A 19,336-nucleotide genomic window follows, 5' to 3' on the forward strand; every position below is an offset into this window, starting at 1 on the left:
TCATTCAATGATCCCGGGCACAAAATACCGAATCGAAATGACCCGGGAATCTTTTGAATCGATCTGTCGGGAAGCTGCCGGAAATTAGCGGAAACCCTTATCCGGCGGGGCTTGCGGCGATATTCGAGTCACCCTTCCAAAGTGCGCATATCGGTAGTGTTACCACTACCCCAAAAAAGTCCCACAAATTAATTTGATCGCCTACACTTGCGCGCAAGTACGGACGGGGGCGGCTGCTAAAAGCGGCTGTTTTCACGTGCTTGAGGCCAAGTGCATGAACGATGCATCCGGCGAATCGTCCAGTGATTGCAAACACAGGGATGGCAGCGGGGCACCGGGCGATGGCGTTTATTGGGACCGAACTGGAGACTTACATGAATATCAAGATGCAAAAGCTGTTGCCGATCACCGCCGCAGCAATGCTGTGCGCTGCAGCTGCAAGCAACGCGTCCGCCGATCAAGTCGTCAAGATCGGCCACGTCGCGCCGTTGACGGGCGGCATTGCACACCTGGGCAAGGACAACGAAAACGGTGCGCGTCTCGCAGTCGAGGAGATCAACGCGAAGGGTCTCACGATCGGCGGCCAGAAGATCACGCTGCAACTCGACCCGCAGGATGACGCGGCCGACCCGCGGCAGGCCACGCAGGTTGCGCAGAAGCTCGTCGACGACAAGGTCGTCGCCGTGGTCGGCCACCTGAACTCGGGCACGTCGATCCCGGCCTCGAAGATCTACAGCGATGCGGGCATCGTGCAGATCTCGCCGTCGGCGACCAACCCGGCCTATACGCAGCAAGGCTTCAAGACCACGTACCGCGTGGTCGCGACCGATGCGCAACAGGGCCCGGCACTGGCGAACTACGCGCACTCGAAGGGCATCAAGAGCGTGGCGGTGGTCGACGATTCGACCGCATACGGCCAGGGTCTCGCGAACGAGTTCGAGAAGAAGGCGAAGGCGCTCGGCCTGAAGGTGATGTCGCATGACGCGACGAACGACAAGGCGGTCGACTTCCGCGCGATTCTGACCAAGATCAAGGGCGAGAACCCCGACGCGATCATGTACGGCGGCATGGACGCCACCGGCGGCCCGTTCGCGAAACAGGCGAAGCAGCTCGGCCTGCGCGCGAAGATCTTCGCGGGCGACGGCGTGTGCACGGAAAAGCTGGCCGACCTGGCCGGCGATGCGACCGACAACGTGGTGTGCTCGGAAGCCGGTGCCTCGCTCGAGAAGATGGCGGGCGGCGCGGCGTTCAAGGCGAAGTACGAGAAGCGCTTCGGCCAGCCGATCCAGATCTACGCACCGTTCACGTATGACGCCGTGTACATCATCGTCGACGCGATGAAGCGCGCGAACTCGACGGACCCGGCGAAGATCCTCGCGGCGATGCCGACGACGAACTACTCGGGCGTGATCGGCACGACGACCTTCGACTCGAAGGGCGACCTGCAGCACGGCGTGATCTCGCTGTACAACTACAAGGGCGGCAAGAAGTCGCTGCTCGACGAAGTGAAGATGTAACGCGACAAGCGGTCAACAGAAGGGGTGAAAACGCGCATGCGGCAACGCATGCGCGTTTTCTTTTGGTTTTCTTTGGGCCGTTCGGGGCGGTGTGCGTCGTACCGTCAGATCTTCAGATGGGCGAGCACCCTCGGCGCGACGAGCGCGACGAGTGCCGCGCACAGCGCGACGACCGACAGGCCGATCGTCAGGTTCGCGGCCTGCGCGACCGCACCGATCACGACCGGACCGAACAGCAGTCCGAAATACGCGAGCCCCGCCACGTGCGCGAGCCCTTCGGCCGCGTGGATGCCCTTCACGCGCGCGGCGGCCGCGAACAGCACGGGCATCATGTTCGCGAGGCCGAGGCCCATCAGCGTGAAGCCGGTCAGCACTGCGGCCGGATTCGGCAGCAGCAGCGCACCGATCATCCCCGCGCATGCGAGCGACGCGCTCGCGAATACGAGCTGCGGCGCGCCGAAGCGCGCACGCACGGCGTCGCCCGCGAAGCGCGCGACGGCCATCCCGCCCGAGAACGCCGCATACGCGGCGCTCGCGAGCGCGGGGCTCGCCGCGACGACGTCGCGCATGTAGACCGTCGCCCAGTCGTACATCGCGCCTTCGGCGACCAGTGCGATCAGCGCGATGCCGCCGAGCATCCACAACGCGGGCGAGCGCCAGCGGTTGCCGCCGCCGTGCGCGTGTTCGTGGTGCGGCACGTGCGGCAGCACGGCCGGGCTGGCGGCCACGAGCACCGCCGCGCTCACGGCCGCCGCGAGTGCGAGGTGCACGGCCGGCGCCATGCCCGCCGACAGCAGCGCGCCGCCGGCGGCCGCGCCCGCCATCCCGCCGATGCTGAACATCCCGTGCAGCGACGACATGATCGGCTTGCCGAGCGCGATCTCGACCGCGCTCGCCTCGGCGTTCATCGCGACGTCGAGCGTGGCCATCGAGAAGCCGAACAGCGCGAGCACCGCGAGCAGCATCCAGTAGTCGGGCACGACGAGGATCAGCGCCGCGCACGCTGACATCACGAGCCCGCCGGCGAGGCACGCGGTGCGCGAGCCGACGCGGGTGATCCAGCGCGCGATGGTCAGCATCGCGGCGATCGAGCCGCCGGCGACCGCGAACAGCGCGATCGACAGCAGGCCGGGGCTCAGCGCGAACTTGTCGCGCACGGTCGGCACGTGCACGCCCCAGGACGCGTACATCATGCCGGCGACGAAGAACAGCGCCATCGACGCCGTGCGCGCGCGCTGGCGGGCCGGCAGCGGCAGCACGCGGTGCGCGTCGGGCGGCGCGGCGAACGGGGACGACGATTCGGGGGAGGAGGATTCGGACACGGGAAGGCTCGCCAGGAGGAAATGCGCGGACGCACGCGGCGTCCGTCGGAATCGTCCGATTCTATCGAACCGCTTACGATCGTGCCGGGGACTGCCGTTCGGCCGACGATCGGACGGCCGGGCCGCATTGGCCATTCGGTCGATGCGCGGCGCGTCGCGCCGGCGGGTAACATCGAATCGTATGCGGCATGCACGACGCGCCGCCCTTCGACCGCAGGAGTCCTCTTGAACATCGATCCCGCCCTCGCGCTGCATTTGCTGCACCGTTGCGCGCTCGGCACGCTCGCCACTCATACGCGCGAACCACAGGGTTTCCCGTATCCGACGGTCGTCCCGTTTGCACCCGATGCAAGCCATCGGCCCGTGATCCTCGTCAGCGGCCTGGCCGAGCACACGCGCAATCTCGCCGCCGATCCGCGCGCGGGCTTCCTGGTCGTCGACGCGCCGGATGGCGACGTGCTGAACGCCGAGCGTGCGACGCTGCTCGGCCGGTTCGTGCCGCTCGGCGACGATCCGCATGTCGCCGCGCGCTACCAGCGCTATGAGCCGGACGCCGCGCGCTATCTCGCACTCGGCGATTTCGCGTTCTGGGCGCTCGAGATCGAGCGGCTGCGCTATATCGGCGGTTTCGGGCGGATGGGCTGGGTCGACGGCCCGCATCTCGATGCACGGCCGCCGCTCGCGTTCGACGACGAGCAGGCGCTGTGGAACGCCTACGAGACGGGCGAGGCGCGCCGCGACGGGCTCGACCTGCTCGGCGTCGATTGCCACGGCGCCGACTGGCGATACGACGGCCGCCGGGTGCGTACGCCCTTCGATGCGCCGTCGGCCGATCTCGGCGCGCTGCGCGACCGGCTGACGGCATGCGCACGCGGTGTGACGTGACGTCGCGGGTCAGTGATTTGTCCGTTTAGCAAACCGCGTCATGTGGTTTTCGCAAAGCTGTCGTCCGATGAAAGCTTCTATTTTCCCGAATACAGGGTAATTGCGTATGTTGATAGTCCGAATAGGCAATCGCTAATGTCCTAATCTCTGTACGGAGACGTAAAAATTTGAGAAAAGGCCGCGGCCGGTCAAAATGACATGCGCGAATTACAATTGATCTCGGGATTTTCGTGAATCTCGCTTCTATCAAATCTTTTTTGTGCTAATCTCTGCCTTCGAAAATCCGAGGCACATATATTTCATGAATGGTGAGCTGGCTGCAGACCGGCGCCATTAGTCAGATAGAAAGGGAAACTATGTCTTCTTACAAGGACCTGCTGGCCCAGCGGGAGAAGCTGGAGAAGCAAATCGAAGAAGCGAAGTCGCGTGAATACGCTGAAGTGCTGAATGACGTGAAGCAGAAAATTGCCGACTACGGCTTTTCGCTCGCCGAACTCGGTCTCAGCCGCGCGAAGGCAGGCAAGGTTGGCCGTCCGCGCGCAGGCGTGGCCGCGAAGTACCGCGATCCGGAAACGGGCGCGACGTGGTCGGGCCGTGGCAAGCCGCCGCGCTGGATTGCAGGCAAGAACCGCGAACAGTTTGCGATTTAAACGTTTGTTTAAGTCGTCTGCGCTTCGAAAGAGCCGCGTGTCCGTTCAGGAGCGCGGCTTTTTTGTTTCCGGACGCAGCCGCCCTGCAAACATTGTCATGAAAATGTAATAATCGCCATGTGAATGAAAATGCGACACGTTCGTATAAGCGATTGATTTGAATAAGAAATTTTCGGGTATTGAGCGGGTTCGCGACGCGCGTTTGATAGAATTGCGTATCGCACACCGATATCTCATATTTCATGTCCACGTTTTCCGGCGACGCGCAGAGCGCAGATAAGCACACGGTTGCGCGCAAGAGCACGCTCGTCAGTATTGTGCTGAATGTGGTGCTCGCCACATTTCAGATCGTCGTCGGTACGATTGCGCATTCGCAGGCGTTGATTGCCGACGGTGTGCATTCGATATCCGATTTGATCTCGGATTTTGTCGTGCTGGTTGCGAATCGTCATAGTGGCGCATCGCCCGATGCCGACCACAATTACGGTCATAGCCGCTACGAGACGGTCGCATCATTGTTTCTCGGCGCGATCCTGATCGCGGTCGGGATCGGCATGCTCTGGCGCGCCGGCGACCGCCTCGTCAATCTCGACAATATCCCCGCCGTCCATTTTTCCGCGCTGGTCGTGGCGCTGACGGTACTCGTGTCGAAAGAGGCGCTGTTTCGCTATATGCTGCGCGAGGCGCGGCGCGTGCGTTCGGCGATGCTCGTCGCGAATGCATGGCATGCGCGTTCGGATGCCGCCTCGTCGCTGGTCGTCGCGATCGGCATCGTCGGCAGCCTGGCCGGCGTGAAGCTGCTCGACCCGATCGCGGCCGCGATCGTCGGCTTCATGGTCGCGCGGATGGGCTGGACGTTCGGCTATGACGCGCTGCAGGACCTGTCCGACCGCGCGCTCGATATGGGCGATACGGCCGAGATCCGCGCGCTGCTCGCGGCGACGCCGGGCGTACGCGACGTGCACGACCTGCGCACGCGCAAGATGGGCGATGCCGCGCTCGTCGACGCGCACATCCTCGTCGATCCGAAGATTTCCGTATCCGAAGGGCACTACATTGCCGAAACCGCGCGTGCGCGTGTGCTGTCCGACCCGCGCGTGCTCGACGCGCTGATCCATGTCGATCCGGAGAACGACGCGGCGCGCCGTCCGGCGCTCGCGCTGCCGCCGCGCGGCGAGATCGCGGCACGGCTCGAGGCCGCGCTCGCGCAGCGCGGGCTGCAGGCGGCGGCGATCAACCTGCATTACCTGAGTACGGGGCTCGAGATCGATGTGACGCTCGTCAGCGATCCGCACGATACCGATGCGGCGCTGGCCGGCCGGATCGACGTCGGTGCGCTGGAGCGCGAGTTCGGCGCGCGCCGGATCGGCTTCACGCGCGCGATGCCCGCGCGTGCGTGACCGGCGGCCGCGCACGCCGCGCACCGGCCGGGCCGGCCCGCGCGTTACAGCGGCAGTTGCGTGTCGAACTTGATTTCGCGCAGCACGACGCTCGTGCGCACCTGCGACACGGCGGGGATCTTGAAGATGCGCTCGTGCAGGAACACGTCGTATGCCTTGATGTCCGGCGCGACGATCTTGAGGATGTAATCGGCTTCGCCCGTCGTGCTGTAGCACTCGGTGACTTCCGGGCAGGTCGCGATCTCGCGCTCGAACTGCTCGACGCCGCCTTCGTTGTGGCGTGTCAGGTGCACGTGCGCGAGCGCGCAGACGTGCAGGCCGAGCTTCTCGCGATCGAGCAGCGCCGTGTAGCGCTGGATCACGCCCGACTGTTCCATGTCCTTGATGCGGCGCCAGCACGGCGTGCTCGACAGGCCGACCTGGTCGGAAATTTCCTGAACGGAACGGCGCGCGTCGAGCTGCAACAGGCGAAGGATTTTTTGCGAAAAGGAATCGAGCGTCACCTGCGCCTCCATGCGGCAGCAACAACATGCTGAATGTTAGAGGGCCGGGAAAGGAAAGGCAATCTGGCGTGGCGCTGGTGAGCGAGATTCGCTAATTTGCTCGCGGATCCGTGGGATTTTGTCCCGCCCCCGCGCGCTCCGACCGATCGGTGTCCGATACGGCGAGGCCGGCGAGCGCGGCCTGCTGGCGGCGCAGGTCGGCGAGCATGTTGCAGAACAGCGCGCCTTGCTCGATCGCGTCGTCGAGCGCGACGTGCGTGTGCGGATGGTCGTCGAACCAGTGCTTCGGAAAGCGCGGCTTGATCGCCTTGCGATACGGCAGGCCCGTCATCGCGAACGCGAGCGTCTTGATGTCGAGCGCGGACCACGAGAACGGGCAACGTCCCGCGAAGCGCATCATGTACCAGAACATGAACGTGAAATCGAAGCCGGCCGGCATCGCGACGAACACGGGCTTGCCGGGCAGCGCCTCGACCCAGTCGACGTACGCGACCAGCGCCGCCTCGGGCGCCTGCAGGTCGCGCCGGCACGCGGCCCAGGCTTCCGGTTCGGTCTTCCACCACGCTTCCTGCACCGGGTGCGCCTGCGCGCCGGGCAGCGTCTCGAGGTTGGCCGAGAACGTCGCGATCAGCTGCTTGTCCTCGGTATAGGCGGCCGACGCGAAGCTCAGCATCGAGTGCGGGCCGGGAATCGGGCCGTCGGCCTCGACGTCGGTGCTGACGTAGATTTCCGGGATGGCGGTCTGGTTCATCCGAATACCTTGTCTGACACGAACGGGTTCGTGCGGCGCTCGTCGCCGAACGTCGACACCGGGCCGTGGCCCGGCACGAACGTGACGTCGTCGCCGAGCGGCCACAGCTTCTCCTTGATCGAACGGACGAGATCCTCGTGGTTGCCGCGCGGGAAATCGGTCCGGCCGATCGAGCCCGCGAACAGCACGTCGCCGACGATCGCGATGCGGTGTGCGCGGCTGAAGAACACGACGTGGCCGGGCGTATGGCCCGGGCAGTGATAGACCTCGAGCGTTTCGTCGCCGAACCGCACGGTGTCGCCGTCGTTCAGCCAGCGGTCGGGCTCGAAGGTGTCGGCGGCCGGAAAGCCGAAGCGCTCGCTCTGCATCGGCAGCTTCTCGATCCAGAAGCGTTCTTCTTCCTGCGGCCCCTCGATGGGCACGCCGTAGTGCGTCGCGAGCGTCTTCGCGCCCGCGCAGTGATCGATGTGCCCGTGCGTGAGCAGCACTTTCTCGACCTGCACGTTCTGCCGCGCGACTTCCTGCTGGATCCGGTCGAGATCGCCGCCCGGATCGACGACGGCGGCACGGCCCGTTTTCTCGCAGACGAGCAGCGAGCAGTTCTGCTGGAACGGCGTGACCGGAATGAGCGTGACTTTCATGGAGGCACCGGCGGCTAAAAGGAGCGATTGTACCGGTCGCGCGCGCCGCCTGCCGCTCGTGCGACGCGTGCCGCGGCGCGCGGGTGAGGGCATTCCCGGAGCATGCCGATTGTTACAGCCATAGTGAGAATCAATGGTCCGTCGGGGGTGCTTTTCGAGATGGCGTTTTGATTTATGTATAATGCGCCCCATTGCGCGTGAATTTCACGCCATTCGCTGGTGTTTCGGCCCCGTTAAAAGAGGCGTCCGATTCACCGTCAAGCATCAGCCGCCGGGGAGTCCGGCGGTGTATCCAGCACCGAGCATTCGGTGCTCACGTCTTGTCCGGCCGGGTGCTGCGCGCCCGCCTGCGGCCCTGCTGCCGCGCCGCCGGATGAGGCCTGTGCCGCCGTTCCTGTGCGTTGGTCGTATCGACGCGCGCGAACGTGGAGCCATGTTCGATGGCGGCATGTGGGGTCTGGTCAGGCTGTTGGGGACAGGTTGCGCCAGACGTGAAAACTAATCAGGACGGTTGCGGCATAGACGAAAGCCGCGCCCATGCTAGCCGCCTGCTCGCATCCGAGCGGGGCGTGCACGCATTTGCCGTCCGGGCCGCGTATCTGCGTTGTGAAGCAGCGTTGTATCGGAGCGGCCCGAACCAGAAGGCGACACGTCGATGAATTTACGTTTTCCGAGTCGATTCGGAACCATTGCATTGTTTTTTGCGCTGACGGGCTGCGCGGTGCCATCCAGCCAGACCACCGGCAGCGTGAACCAGAAGAAGGCGGTCGACAAGACGGCCGCGGCCGCCAAGGCGGACGACGACAAGCAGCCGCTCAATTTCGATTCCGCGCTGGCATCGCTGCCGGCCGCGGACAGCAAGGACGCGAAGAAACCGTCGCTGGCCGACGCCGAGCCGATCGACGGCAAGGATGTATCCGACTTCCGCCAGACGGGCCGCGCTTCGTGGTACGGGCGGGATTTCCACGGCCGCCGCACCGCGAACGGCGAGCGCTTCAACATGAACGCGCTCACCGCCGCGCACCGCACGCTGCCGCTGTCGTCGTACATCAAGGTGACGAATGCGTCGACCGGCAAGTGGGTCGTCGTGAAGGTCAACGATCGCGGGCCGTTCAAGCGCGGCCGTGTGCTCGACCTGTCGTATGCCGCTGCCAAGCTGATCGGCCTCGTGCACGCCGGCACGGGCCGCGTGAAGATCGAGGGGCTGTCGCCGCAGGAAGCGCGCGAGGCGCGCGACGAAATGCTCGCGTCGATCTCGGCGAAGTAACGCGGCGGTTCGTCCGCTCACGCGTCGAGCATCAAGTACAAAGGGCTGCCTTCCGGCAGCCCTTTGTCGTTTCGGCGCGGCGTCGTTCCGCGTCAGCCTTCCTTCAGCGCGAGCGCACGCGCATACAGCGTGTTGCGCGATGCGCCCGTCAGCGCGGCCGCGAGCTTGGCCGCGCTCTTCACCGGCACTTCTTCCAGCAGCAGCCTGAGCAGCGCGTCGTGCGCGGTGTCGTCGGCTTCGCCGCTCGACGCCGGCGCGCCTTCGACGACCAGCACGAACTCGCCGCGCTGCCGGTTCGCATCGCCGGCCAGCCAGGTCTGTCCTTCGGACAGGGTGCCCTGGAACAGCTGCTCGTGTAGCTTGGTGAGTTCGCGCGCGATCAGCAGCCGGCGCGCGGGGCCGAATGCATCGGCGAGCGCGGCGACGGTTTCGGCGATCCGGTGCGGCGCTTCGTAGAACACCAGTGCATACGGGTGCGACACCAGCGCCTGCAGCGCGCTGGCGCGCTGCTTGGCCTTCGGCGGCAGGAAGCCCGCGAACGTGAACGCGCCGGCCCAGTCGCCGGCCACGCTCAGCGCGGTCACGGCCGCGCTCGCGCCCGGCAGCGGGATCACCGCGAAGCCGGCCTCGCGCACCGCGTCGACGAGCCGCGCGCCGGGGTCCGAGATGCCGGGCGTGCCGGCGTCCGAGACGTAAGCCACGCGTTCGCCGCCACGCAGCAGTTCGATCACGCGCTGCGCGGCTTCGCGTTCGTTGTGTTCGTGCACGGCCAGGAGCGGCTTCGAGATCCCGTAGCGGGCGAGCAGCTGGCCGGTGTTGCGGGTGTCTTCGGCCGCGATGCGGTCGGCGAGGCCGAGCACGTGCAGCGCGCGCAGCGTGATGTCGGCCGTATTGCCGATCGGCGTGGCGACCACGTAAAGCGCGGCGTCCGGGTAGTGCTGCGTGTGCGCGAGTTCGAGGAGGGCAGTCATGGCAGGCAATGCACGCAATCGCGGCGCAAGCGGAACAAGGTCGGCATTGTGCCACGCGGCGCCGGCCAGCCCGGGCGACGGGCGCGGATTGCCGCACGCGGGCGACAACTTTTCCGGCGCGGCACGATCCAAACCGGTCGGTGCGGCGTTCGAGCAGCGCGCGCGGCAGTTTCTCGAGCGCCGCGGCCTCGGGTTCGTCGCGGCGAACGTGACGATGCGCGGCGGCGAACTCGATCTCGTGATGCGCGAGCCCGACGGCATGCTCGTGTTCGTCGAGGTGCGCGCACGGCGCAGTGTCCGGCACGGCGGCGCGGCCGCGAGCGTCGGCTGGCGCAAGCGGCGGCGCCTCGTGGCGGCGGCGCTGCAGTTCTGGGCGCGGCACGGTGCCGGTGCCGCGTGCCGGTTCGATGTCGTCGCGTTCGAGGCCGGCCGGCTCGCGTGGCTGCGCGACGCATTTCGTACCGACGATGCGTAGCCGCGACGTGTGACGAGATGTAAAGAGTTCTTGCCGGACCCCGGGAGAGGGTGCCGGAGTACGGTGAACTCGCCGCACCCACGATGTCGCGCGAAATGTGCCACGCGCCCAGTTCACCAGGAATCGATGTCAGTCGAACGTATTCAGCAACAATTCCACGACAGCGCCGCGCTTCACGCCGAAGCGGCCGACGCGCTGTCGTTGCCGATCGCAGCCGCGGTCGATGCGATGTTCGCCGCGCTGGCGAACGGCAACAAGATCGTCGCGTGCGGTGACGGCCCGTCGGCTGCTGCCGCGCAGTATCTCGCCGCGTCGCTCGTCGGCGGCTTCGAGCGCGAGCGTCCGGGCCTGCCGGCGATCGCGCTGGCCACCGATGCGTCGCAGGCCGGCCTCATGGGGGCGGCGGCCGCCGAGCAGCTGTTCGCGCAGCAGGTGCGCGTGCTCGGCCAGACCGGCGACATCCTGCTGGTGCTCGATGCGGGCGGCGCGTCGCCGCGCGTGCTGGCGGCGATCGACGAGGCGCACGAGCGCGAGATGACCGTCGTCGCGCTGACGGGCGGCAATGGCCATGCAGTCGCGGCCGCGCTGTCCGATACCGATATTCCGATCAGCGTGCACGCCGTTCGCGCGGCACGCATCCACGAAGTCCATCTGCTGACCATCCACTGCCTGTGCGACGGCATCGACGCGATGCTGCTGGGTGAGGATTGAACGAAGGAGAGCCGTCGATGAATCAAAGCCGCGTCAAACAGACGCTCGTCAGAACCACGCTGCTCGCCGCGCTGACGGCGGGCCTCGCCGTGTCGCTGCAGGGTTGTGTGCTCGGAGTCGTGGGTGCAGCGGCCGGCGGCGGCGCGCTGATCGCGACCGATCGCCGGACGCTCGGCGCGCAGACGGAGGACCGCGAGATCCAGGTCAAGGCGCTTTCGCAGATCAACAACGGGCTGCCGGACCAGTCGCACGTGAACGTGACGGTGTTCAACCGCCGCGTGCTGCTGACGGGTGAAGTGCCGAACGATGCGTCGAAGCAGCGCGCCGAGGAAATCGTGCGCGGCATCAACAACGTGAACGGCATCGTCAACGAGCTGTCGGTCGAGCCGGCGTCGTCGTTGTCGTCGCGCGCGAACGACTCGTATCTCGAAGGGCGCGTGAAGTCCGAGCTGATCGCGACGAAGGGCATCTCGGCGAACTACTACAAGGTCGTCAGCGAACGCGGAAACCTTTACCTGATGGGCCTCGTGACGGTGGACGAAGGCAATCGCGGCGCGGAAGCCGCGAGCCAGGTGCCGGGCGTCGAGAAGGTCGTGAAGGTGTTCCAGTACGTGAAGCCGCAGGACGCGCAGGCGCTGCAGGCCGCATCGCCCGCGAGCGGCGCATCCGGCGTGCCGGCTGCCGCCGCGCCGGCGGACAGCGCGACGGTCGGCGCGGTACCCGACGCGTCGGTGCAGTCCGCGCCGCTGCAGTCGCCGGCCCCGATCTCGAATTCGTCGAGCGTGCACCCGGGCAACCCGAAGGCGCCGGCGCAATGAAGGGCGCGCGGATGAAGCAGATGAAACAGTGGATGGTGCAGGGCGCCGCCGGCGCGGCGCTCGTGGTCGGCACGCTGGGCGCAGCGCACGCGGACGTCGGCGATGGCCTGAAGGTTGCGCGCAGCAACGCCTGCATGGGCTGTCACGCGGTCGACCGCAAGCTCGTCGGCCCGTCGTTCAAGGATATCGCCGCGCGCTACAAGTCCGATCCGCAGGCCGTCGCGAAGCTGTCGAAGAAGGTGAAGGACGGCGGCTCGGGCGTCTGGGGCGCGATTCCGATGCCCGCGCATCCGCGCATGACCGACGCCGATGTCCGTTCGGTGGTCGAATGGGTGCTGGCCGGCGCGCCGTCAAAGTAACGCTTCAGGGGGATGTAACCCCTATTGCCAAGCGCAGAAATGCGTGTGTATGATGGTCGACTGTTGGGGCGGTAGCTCAGCTGGGAGAGCGTCGCGTTCGCAATGCGAAGGTCGGGAGTTCGATCCTCCTCCGCTCCACCAACGGAATTCGAAAGGCCCGATCGCGAGATCGGGCCTTTTTGTTTTTGCGGGTCCGATAGCCGGCGGACTACGTCGCCAGATCCTGAACCAACCGGAACGTCGGCACCGACAACACGGCCGCCCCCACCGTAACGACCGCGAGAATCGCCGTTCTTTTCCGCAGCAGCGCACCGACGACGATCGATAGCGCATAGAACGCGCAGGTCAGCAGGATGATCCACCATAGCGCTGCGTAACCGGCACCGCCTTCGAAATTCGATACGTTGCGCGTAATCCGAGCTGCGACATAGCTGGCGACGGTCACGCTCGCCGGCAGACACAACACCGAATACAGCATGAAGACGATGATTTGCCGAAGTGTCGGATCGGATGACGTCATGGAGAGCGTTCTTTCGCGGATGAGCGGGAGCGCCCGACCATCCGCCGCGCGGGCCGATCCGGGCAGCCGGCAGGATGCGGCCGTTTTCGGCATTTGGCAACCGCCACCCGTCATCCCGCCTTCCCCTCACCCCCGCCCGAAACTCGGCCGCTTCGGATCGTAAGCCCACCCCGGCACCAGATAGCGCATCGCGACCGCGTCATCCCGCGCGGTGCCGCCCACCGCGTTGTACAACGCATGCGCCGCCTCGACCTGCGCCATGTCGAGCTCGATCCCGAGCCCCGGCCGTTCCGGCACGGCCACCTTGCCGCCGACGATCGCGAGCGGCTCGCGCGTGAGCCGCGCGTCGCCTTCCTGCCAGATCCAGTGCGTATCGATCGCGGTGATCGTGCCGGGCGCGGCGGCCGCCGCGTGCGTGAACATCGCGAGCGACACGTCGAAGTGGTTGTTCGAGTGCGACCCCCACGTGAGTCCCCAGTCGCGGCACAGCTGCGCGAGCCGCACCGAGCCCTGCATCGTCCAGAAATGCGGGTCGGCGAGCGGGATGTCGACCGCCTGCAGCCGCACCGCGTGATCCATCTGCCGCCAGTCGGTCGCGATCATGTTGGTCGCGGTCGGGATCCCCGTCGCGCGGCGGAATTCGGCCATGACCTCGCGGCCCGAATAGCCGCCTTCGGGCCCGCACGGATCTTCCGCATACGCGAGCAGGTGGCCCTGCCCACGGCACAGCGCGACGGCCTCGTCGAGCGACCACGCGCCGTTCGGGTCGAGCGTCGCGCGCGAATCGGGGAAGCGCGCCTTGATCGCCGCGATCGCTTCCAGCTCGTCGGCGCCGGCCATCACGCCGCCCTTCAGCTTGAAATCGGCGAAGCCGTAGCGGTCGACCGCGGCTTCGGCCTGCCGCGCGATGTCGGCCGGCGCGAGCGCCGTTTCGTTGCGCAGCCGGAACCACGCGTTCGCCGCATGCGCGTCGTCGCGATACGGCAGGTCGGTGCGGCGCCGGTCGCCGATATAGAACAGGTACGCGAGCATCGGCACCGCTTCGCGCTGCTGGCCTTCGCCGAGCAGCGCCGCGACCGGCACGTCGAGGTGCTGGCCGAGCAGGTCGAGCAGCGCGGCCTCGATCGCGGTGATCACGTTGTCGAGCCGCAGGTTGATCTCGTGCGGCTGCCGCAGCACCGCGGCCTCGCCGGCCGACGTCACCTCGTGCCGGATCGTGCGGCCCGCCCCGGCACCCGCGCCGGACAGCGCCGCACGCACCGCGTTGAGGGTCGCCTGGTAGCGGCCGATCGACTGGCCGACCACGAGATCCGTCATGCGCTCGAGCGCGTGGCGAATGCCTTCGCCGCCCGGCACTTCGCCGACGCCCGTATGCCCGCTGCTGTCGTCGAGGATCACCAGGTTGCGCGTGAAGTACGGCGCGTGCGCGCCGCACAGGTTGAGCAGCATGCTGTCGCGGCCGGCGACGGGAATCACCTGCATGCGCGTGACGCGCGGCGTGCCCGCGCGGCTGGGTTCGGACATCGGTTCGCTCCTGGTTCCGGTGGCGCGCGGGCCGCCGGACGCGCCGGCGCGGCCCGCGCCGTTCATTGAAGCTCGACGCGGCGGATCTCGCCGACGACGAACAGGTAGCAGATCACGGCGACGAGCGCGTGCGCGACGACATAGACGAGCGCGCCGTTGAACGAGCCGCTGCGGTCGACGATGTAGCCGATCGCGATCGGCGTCGTGATGCTGGAGAGGTTGCCGCAGGTGTTGAGCAGCGCGCCGCTCAGCCCGGCGATCTGGCGCGGCGCGGTGTCGGCGTTGACGGCCCAGCCGAGCGCGCCGAGCCCCTTGCCGAAGAACGACAGCGCCATGAACAGCACGACGAGCACGTGCGAATCGGTGTAGTTGCAGACGATCATCGACATCGACAGCAGCATGCCGGCCACGATCGGCACCTTGCGCGCGACCGACAGCGACCGGCCCTGCTTGAGCAGCGCGTCGGACACGACGCCGCCGAGAATCCCGCCGAGGAACCCGCACACGGCCGGGATCGACGCGACGAGCCCCGCGTTGAGGATCGACATCCCGCGCGCCTGCACGAGATAGACGGGAAACCACGTGATGAAGAAATAGGTGAGCGCGTTGATGCAGTACTGCGCGACGTACACGCCGATCAGCATCCGGTTCTTCAGCAGCGCCTTCACGTGACGCATCGACGGGCCGCCGTCGCGTCCGCCCGTCGCCTGGTCGATGTTGACGAGCGCGCCGCCTTCGGCGAGGTAGTCGAGTTCCGCGCGGTTGACGTTCGGGTGGTCCTTCGGGTCGTACATCGTGCGGTTCCACACCATGACGAACGCGAAACCGAGCACGCCCATCACCGCGAACACCGACTGCCAGCCGAACGCGTGCACGAGCCAGCCCATCAGCGGCGCGAACACGACGGTCGCCGCGTACTGCGCGGCGTTGAAGATCGCGGACGCGGTGCCGCGCTCGGCAGCCGGGAACCACGCGGACACGATCCGGCTGTTGGCCGGGAACGACGGCGCCTCGGCCGCGCCGACGAGGAAGCGCAGCCCGAACAGCAGCGCGAACGCGGCCGCGCCGCCGAAGAAACCGATCGCGCCCTGCAGCAGCGTGAACAGCGACCAGAAGAAGATGCTGAACGCGTAGACGATGCGCGACCCGTAGCGGTCGAGCAGCCAGCCGCCCGGCAGTTGCGCGACCACGTACGACCAGCCGAACGCGGAGAAGATGAAGCCGATCTGCACGTGGCTCAGGTGCAGCGCGCGGGCAAGGCTCGGGCCCGCGATCGCGATCGCCGCGCGGTCCGCGTAGTTGATCGTCGTGACCGCGAACAGGACGGCCAGCACGAGCCAGCGCACGCGCGTGCGCCGGACCGTTGCCGACGCGGACGCAGGCAGCGCGTGAAGCGGATTCATGACTTGTCTCCTCCGAAGGACGGAAGGTGCCGTCGTGCGGCGGGCGCGTCGGCGCGCGCGTGATGTTGTCGTATGGGTGCCGCCGGCCGGAGGCAGGGCACCGGGCGCCGAGTCGGGCAAGGCGTCCGGGCCATTCTGTCATGTCGAAAACTTCGCTTTCATGCCAATTGCTGACTTGATCGATTCAGCATTTGAATCGATCGGTCCGGCGCGCGCGTCGTCCGCGCCAGCCGGGCAGCACGCGCGCGAGCGTGCCGGACGCCACCGCGGAGCCCCGTCGGCGGTGTCGCCGTCGCGTTGCAGCCGCCCTGGTTGCCCGTCCGGGCGGCCTGACCGGCGCCGTGGTCGCCCGAGGGGGAGGCACTGCCGCCAAATTTTTACCCGGATAATATTGACATCCAATTAATACCCGGATAAAAATAGCGCCATTCTGATCCCGGCCTGCGGGCGACCACGATGACAACCTCCACGCTTCTTCCTTCGTACACGGCCTTCGACGGCCACCGGCGGCTCGCGTCGGGCCCGCTCGCGACAGTTGCGCTCGCGGTCCGGCAGGCGGCCGGCGACGCGACGCACGGCACGATCCTGATCTTCGACGACGCGACGGGCCGCTCGATCGACCTCGACCTGCGGGGCACGGACGACGACATCCGCGTGCGCTATGCGCCGCCGTCGGGCGACGTGCCCGGCGCCGCCGGCGCGTCGGCAGGCGCGGGCGAGCAGCGCGGCCGTGGCCGGCCGAAGCTCGGCGTCGTGTCGCGTGAGGTCACGCTGCTGCCGCGTCACTGGGAATGGCTCGGCGCGCAGCCGGGCGGCGCGTCGGTCGCGCTGCGCAAGCTGGTCGAGGACGCGCGGCGCACGCATGCGGCAGCCGACCGGCACCGCGACGCGCAGGCGCGCGCCTATCACTTCATGTCGGCGATGGCGGGCGACCTGCCCGGTTTCGAGGAAGCCGCGCGGGCGCTGTACGCGAACGAGCCGGCGCGGCTGGCCGAACTGGTTGCCGGCTGGCCGGACGACGTGCGCGACCACGCGCTCGCGCTGGCGCGCGGCGACCTGCCGCCGTCCGCCGAAGACTGCTGACGGAGCGCCGACGCGATGACCGCATTCGACCTGAACCACGGCGCGATCGCGCCGGTCGCCGACGAAGTCGATGTCGTCGACCTGCGCGTGACGGGCGCCATTCCGCGCGAACTCGACGGCACGTTGCTGCGCAACGGCCCGAATCCGCCGGGCGGCCGCTTCGAAGGCAACGACATGCTGTCGTGGTGGCCGGAAGCCGCGATGCTGCACGCGATCGCGTTCGACCGTGGCCGCGCGACCGGCTACCGGAACCGCTGGGCGCGCACGCAGCGCTGGGCCGCCGTGCATGCGCCGGGGCAGGTGCCGCATCTGTCCGACACCAATCCGAACGTGAACGTGCTGCAGCATGCGGGCGAATTGCTCGCGCTGGCCGAAGGCGGCGCGCCCCTCGCGATCACGCCCGCGCTCGATTCGCTCGGCGTGGCGGCGCGGCACGCGGGCTTCGGCGGCGGAATGACCGCGCATCCGAAGGTCGATCCGGTGACCGGCGAACTGATCGCGTTCCGTGCGGACTGGCGCGCGCCCTGGCTGCGCTACGGCGTGATCGACGCGCACGGCGTGCGGCGCGTCGACGTCGAAATCGAGCTGAATGCGCCGTCGATGATGCACGACCTCGCGATCACCGAAACCCGCAGCCTGCTGCTCGACCTGAACGTCGGCTACGACTTCTCGCTGCTGAAGCAGGGCCACCGGATGCCGCTGCGCTGGCACGACGACCGGCCCGCGCGCATCGGCGTGATGCCGCGGCACGGCGGCGCCGTGCGCTGGTTCGGTGTCGAGCCGTGCTTCATCCAGCACGTCGTAAACGCATACGACTGCGACGCGTCGTGCATCGTGCTCGACGTGGTGCGCTATCCGTCGTTCCTGCGGCTCGATGCGCGCACGGGCCGCTTCGCTGACAACCCGGTCGGCGAGCTGTGGCGCTACGTGATCGACACGGCGAACGGGCTGGTCGACGAAGGGCCGCTCGCCGACGGCGGCATCGAATTGCCGCGCATCAACGACAGCCGGACGGGGCGCCGCTACCGCTACCTGTATGCGGTCGAGCAGCCGAACAACGCGGAAATGCGCGGCGTGATGCGCTTCGATCACGCGCGCGGCACGACGACGCATTACGCCGTGCCGCCCGGCGACCAGAACGGCGAGCCGGTGTTCGTGCCGCGCCCGGGCGGCACCGACGAGGACGACGGCTGGCTGCTGGTGATGGTCTACCGCGCGGCGACCGACACTAGCGACGTGGTGATCCTCGATGCGCGCGCGATCGATGACGAGCCGGTCGCGACCGTGCACCTGCCGCGCCGCGTGCCGGCCGGGTTCCACGGCGCATGGGTACCGCGCGAGCGTTGAACGTGAGCGGCGGCGCGCGTCACTGCGCGCGCAGCGCGTCGACGATCTTCAGCCGCGCGGCGCGCATCGCCGGCAGGAACCCGCCGACGAGCCCCATCACGAGCGAGAACAGCAGCGTCTTCACGACGATCGCGGGCGTCAGCACGAAGCGGAACGACAGGTCCGAGAAGGTCTGGAAGTTGGTGGTCGAGAACGACGCGAACTGCATCAGCGACGCGCACGCGAGCCCCGCGACGCCGCCGACGAAGCCGAGCAGCAGCGCTTCGAGCAGGAACGCGGCGAGCACGTTCCTGCGCTTGAAGCCGAGCGCGCGCAGCGTGCCGATCTCGGCCACGCGGTTCGCGACCGACGCATACATCGTGATCATCGCGCCGATCATCGCGGCGATCGAGAAGATCGTCGACAGCGTGATGCCGAGGATGTTGATGAACGTCGACAGCGACTTCGACTGGTCGCCGTAGAACGTCTGCTCGCGTTTCGCCTCGTCGGTCAGCCGCGGGTCGACGTCGATGTCGGCCTTGAAGCGCGCGAAGCCGTCGGCGCCCGGGATGCGCAGCACCATCGACGAATAGCTGGTGCGCCGGAACGACTGCATCAGCTGGTCGACGTCGCCCCAGATTTCCGAATCGAAACCGCTGCCGCCCGCGTCGAAGATGCCGACGATGGTCCAGTCGCGCTGCGCGAAATGCAGGCTGTCGCCGAGCTGCGTGCCGCTGAAGCCTTTCGCGATCGCGCTGCCGACGACGATCTCCGACGAGCCCGGCGCGAACATCCGGCCGGCCACGCGCTTCACGTGCGGGCGCAGCGCGAGCCCGGCCGGCGACACGCCGCGGATCACGACGTTCGACGGCTTGCCGCTCGACGTCTTCACGAGCGAGATCAGCACGACCGCTTCCTTCGACACGAGCGGCCGGCCGTCGGGGCCGAGCGCGACGGCCGGGTGCATCTCGAGCGCGTTGGCCTGCTGGTGGTCGATCGAACTCTGGATCTCGGTCTCGGCGCCCTTGCGGATCACCACCGCGTTGTCGGCTTCGCCGGTCGACACGAGCGTCTGCGTGAGCCCCGCGTCGAGCATCTGCACGGTCGCGAACACGAAGATCACGAGCGCCATCCCGCCGGCGGTGAGCGCGGTGGTGAGGCGCCGGGTCCACAGGTTGCGCGCGATGTAGGTGAGCGGGATCGCCATGCG

At 67.5% G+C, this 19,336-nt stretch carries 20 protein-coding genes and 1 tRNA gene; 12 read left to right on the plus strand and 9 right to left on the minus strand.

From position 1 onward, the window contains the following. Positions 1-374 precede the first annotated feature (374 nt). Complete coding sequence (locus VXM69_RS20440; RefSeq protein WP_034188065.1) at positions 375-1,517, plus strand: branched-chain amino acid ABC transporter substrate-binding protein; 1,143 nt, start codon at positions 375-377, stop codon at positions 1,515-1,517. A gap of 104 nt (positions 1,518-1,621) precedes the next feature. Here the strand turns inward: VXM69_RS20440 and VXM69_RS20445 are convergent, their stop codons facing one another. Further along, the gene (locus VXM69_RS20445; protein WP_034188064.1) at positions 1,622-2,839 is read right to left on the minus strand and encodes an MFS transporter; all 1,218 of its coding nucleotides are present in this window, start codon (positions 2,837-2,839) and stop codon (positions 1,622-1,624) included. Positions 2,840-3,064: 225 nt separating this feature from the next. Here VXM69_RS20445 and VXM69_RS20450 point away from each other — a divergent pair, with 225 nt between their 5' ends. The 3 genes from VXM69_RS20450 to VXM69_RS20460 all read left to right on the plus strand — a co-directional run bounded on the left by VXM69_RS20450 (position 3,065) and on the right by VXM69_RS20460 (position 5,774). After that, on the plus strand, positions 3,065-3,724 hold the full coding sequence (locus tag VXM69_RS20450; RefSeq protein ID WP_034188063.1) for a HugZ family protein: 660 nt from the start codon (positions 3,065-3,067) through the stop codon (positions 3,722-3,724). Positions 3,725-4,080: 356 nt separating this feature from the next. Continuing rightward, positions 4,081-4,374 carry an H-NS histone family protein gene (locus tag VXM69_RS20455; protein ID WP_006491875.1) on the plus strand — a complete coding sequence of 98 codons (294 nt, stop codon included), beginning with the start codon at positions 4,081-4,083 and terminating at the stop codon, positions 4,372-4,374. Between the two features lie 242 nt (positions 4,375-4,616). Further along, complete coding sequence (locus tag VXM69_RS20460) at positions 4,617-5,774, plus strand: cation diffusion facilitator family transporter (protein ID WP_034188062.1); 1,158 nt, start codon at positions 4,617-4,619, stop codon at positions 5,772-5,774. Positions 5,775-5,818: 44 nt separating this feature from the next. On the opposite strand, the gene VXM69_RS20465 is transcribed toward VXM69_RS20460, so the two are convergent. The 3 genes from VXM69_RS20465 to VXM69_RS20475 form a co-directional block, all read right to left on the minus strand. After that, a complete protein-coding gene (locus VXM69_RS20465) occupies positions 5,819-6,289 on the minus strand; it encodes an Lrp/AsnC family transcriptional regulator (protein WP_006477376.1) in 471 nt (156 codons plus the stop codon). 79 nt (positions 6,290-6,368) lie between these two features. Continuing rightward, positions 6,369-7,028, minus strand: coding sequence for an exonuclease (locus tag VXM69_RS20470; RefSeq protein ID WP_049030364.1), 660 nt, complete (start codon positions 7,026-7,028; stop codon positions 6,369-6,371). After that, entirely contained in the window at positions 7,025-7,669 is a 645-nt protein-coding gene (locus tag VXM69_RS20475; protein ID WP_226254387.1) for an MBL fold metallo-hydrolase, read from the minus strand. The genes VXM69_RS20470 and VXM69_RS20475 overlap by 4 nt, the downstream gene beginning before the upstream one ends. A gap of 655 nt (positions 7,670-8,324) precedes the next feature. On the opposite strand from VXM69_RS20475, the gene VXM69_RS20480 reads away from it, so the two are divergent. Then, positions 8,325-8,936, plus strand: coding sequence for a septal ring lytic transglycosylase RlpA family protein (locus VXM69_RS20480; protein WP_034188059.1), 612 nt, complete (start codon positions 8,325-8,327; stop codon positions 8,934-8,936). Positions 8,937-9,028: 92 nt separating this feature from the next. On the opposite strand, the gene rsmI is transcribed toward VXM69_RS20480, so the two are convergent. Beyond that, entirely contained in the window at positions 9,029-9,907 is an 879-nt protein-coding gene (gene rsmI, locus VXM69_RS20485) for a 16S rRNA (cytidine(1402)-2'-O)-methyltransferase (protein WP_034188058.1), read from the minus strand. 46 nt (positions 9,908-9,953) lie between these two features. On the opposite strand from rsmI, the gene VXM69_RS20490 reads away from it, so the two are divergent. The 5 genes from VXM69_RS20490 to VXM69_RS20510 all read left to right on the plus strand — a co-directional run bounded on the left by VXM69_RS20490 (position 9,954) and on the right by VXM69_RS20510 (position 12,411). Continuing rightward, on the plus strand, positions 9,954-10,382 hold the full coding sequence (locus VXM69_RS20490; protein WP_175028547.1) for a YraN family protein: 429 nt from the start codon (positions 9,954-9,956) through the stop codon (positions 10,380-10,382). Between the two features lie 126 nt (positions 10,383-10,508). After that, positions 10,509-11,093, plus strand: coding sequence for an SIS domain-containing protein (locus tag VXM69_RS20495; protein WP_059559351.1), 585 nt, complete (start codon positions 10,509-10,511; stop codon positions 11,091-11,093). Between the two features lie 17 nt (positions 11,094-11,110). Then, positions 11,111-11,911 (plus strand): BON domain-containing protein, encoded by an 801-nt coding sequence (locus tag VXM69_RS20500; protein ID WP_069707016.1) that lies wholly within the window; start codon positions 11,111-11,113, stop codon positions 11,909-11,911. Further along, positions 11,908-12,270, plus strand: a complete 363-nt coding sequence (locus VXM69_RS20505) for a c-type cytochrome (RefSeq protein ID WP_034188054.1) — start codon at positions 11,908-11,910, stop codon at positions 12,268-12,270. Before VXM69_RS20500 ends, VXM69_RS20505 begins: the two co-directional genes overlap by 4 nt. Before the next feature lie 65 nt (positions 12,271-12,335). Further along, a tRNA-Ala gene (locus VXM69_RS20510) sits at positions 12,336-12,411 on the plus strand. A 67-nt stretch (positions 12,412-12,478) separates the two neighbouring features. Here the strand turns inward: VXM69_RS20510 and VXM69_RS20515 are convergent. The 3 genes from VXM69_RS20515 to VXM69_RS20525 all read right to left on the minus strand — a co-directional run bounded on the left by VXM69_RS20515 (position 12,479) and on the right by VXM69_RS20525 (position 15,717). Continuing rightward, complete coding sequence (locus VXM69_RS20515) at positions 12,479-12,883, minus strand: hypothetical protein (protein WP_245169453.1); 405 nt, start codon at positions 12,881-12,883, stop codon at positions 12,479-12,481. Positions 12,884-12,916: 33 nt separating this feature from the next. Further along, positions 12,917-14,314 (minus strand): enolase C-terminal domain-like protein, encoded by a 1,398-nt coding sequence (locus VXM69_RS20520; RefSeq protein ID WP_175028534.1) that lies wholly within the window; start codon positions 14,312-14,314, stop codon positions 12,917-12,919. Between the two features lie 62 nt (positions 14,315-14,376). Beyond that, complete coding sequence (locus VXM69_RS20525; RefSeq protein WP_059559349.1) at positions 14,377-15,717, minus strand: MFS transporter; 1,341 nt, start codon at positions 15,715-15,717, stop codon at positions 14,377-14,379. A gap of 456 nt (positions 15,718-16,173) precedes the next feature. On the opposite strand from VXM69_RS20525, the gene VXM69_RS20530 reads away from it, so the two are divergent. Together VXM69_RS20530 and VXM69_RS20535 are read left to right on the plus strand one after the other, a co-directional pair. After that, positions 16,174-16,800, plus strand: coding sequence for a DUF2239 family protein (locus VXM69_RS20530; RefSeq protein WP_034188042.1), 627 nt, complete (start codon positions 16,174-16,176; stop codon positions 16,798-16,800). A 15-nt stretch (positions 16,801-16,815) separates the two neighbouring features. Further along, a complete protein-coding gene (locus VXM69_RS20535; protein WP_226254376.1) occupies positions 16,816-18,147 on the plus strand; it encodes a carotenoid oxygenase family protein in 1,332 nt (443 codons plus the stop codon). Positions 18,148-18,166: 19 nt separating this feature from the next. Here VXM69_RS20535 and VXM69_RS20540 read toward each other — a convergent pair whose 3' ends face one another. After that, positions 18,167-19,333 carry an ABC transporter permease gene (locus VXM69_RS20540; RefSeq protein ID WP_124608570.1) on the minus strand — a complete coding sequence of 389 codons (1,167 nt, stop codon included), beginning with the start codon at positions 19,331-19,333 and terminating at the stop codon, positions 18,167-18,169. Positions 19,334-19,336: the final 3 nt, after the last annotated feature.

This window comes from Burkholderia sp. Ed8, from assembly GCF_040761425.1.
In the GTDB taxonomy this organism is placed as follows: domain Bacteria; phylum Pseudomonadota; class Gammaproteobacteria; order Burkholderiales; family Burkholderiaceae; genus Burkholderia; species Burkholderia seminalis.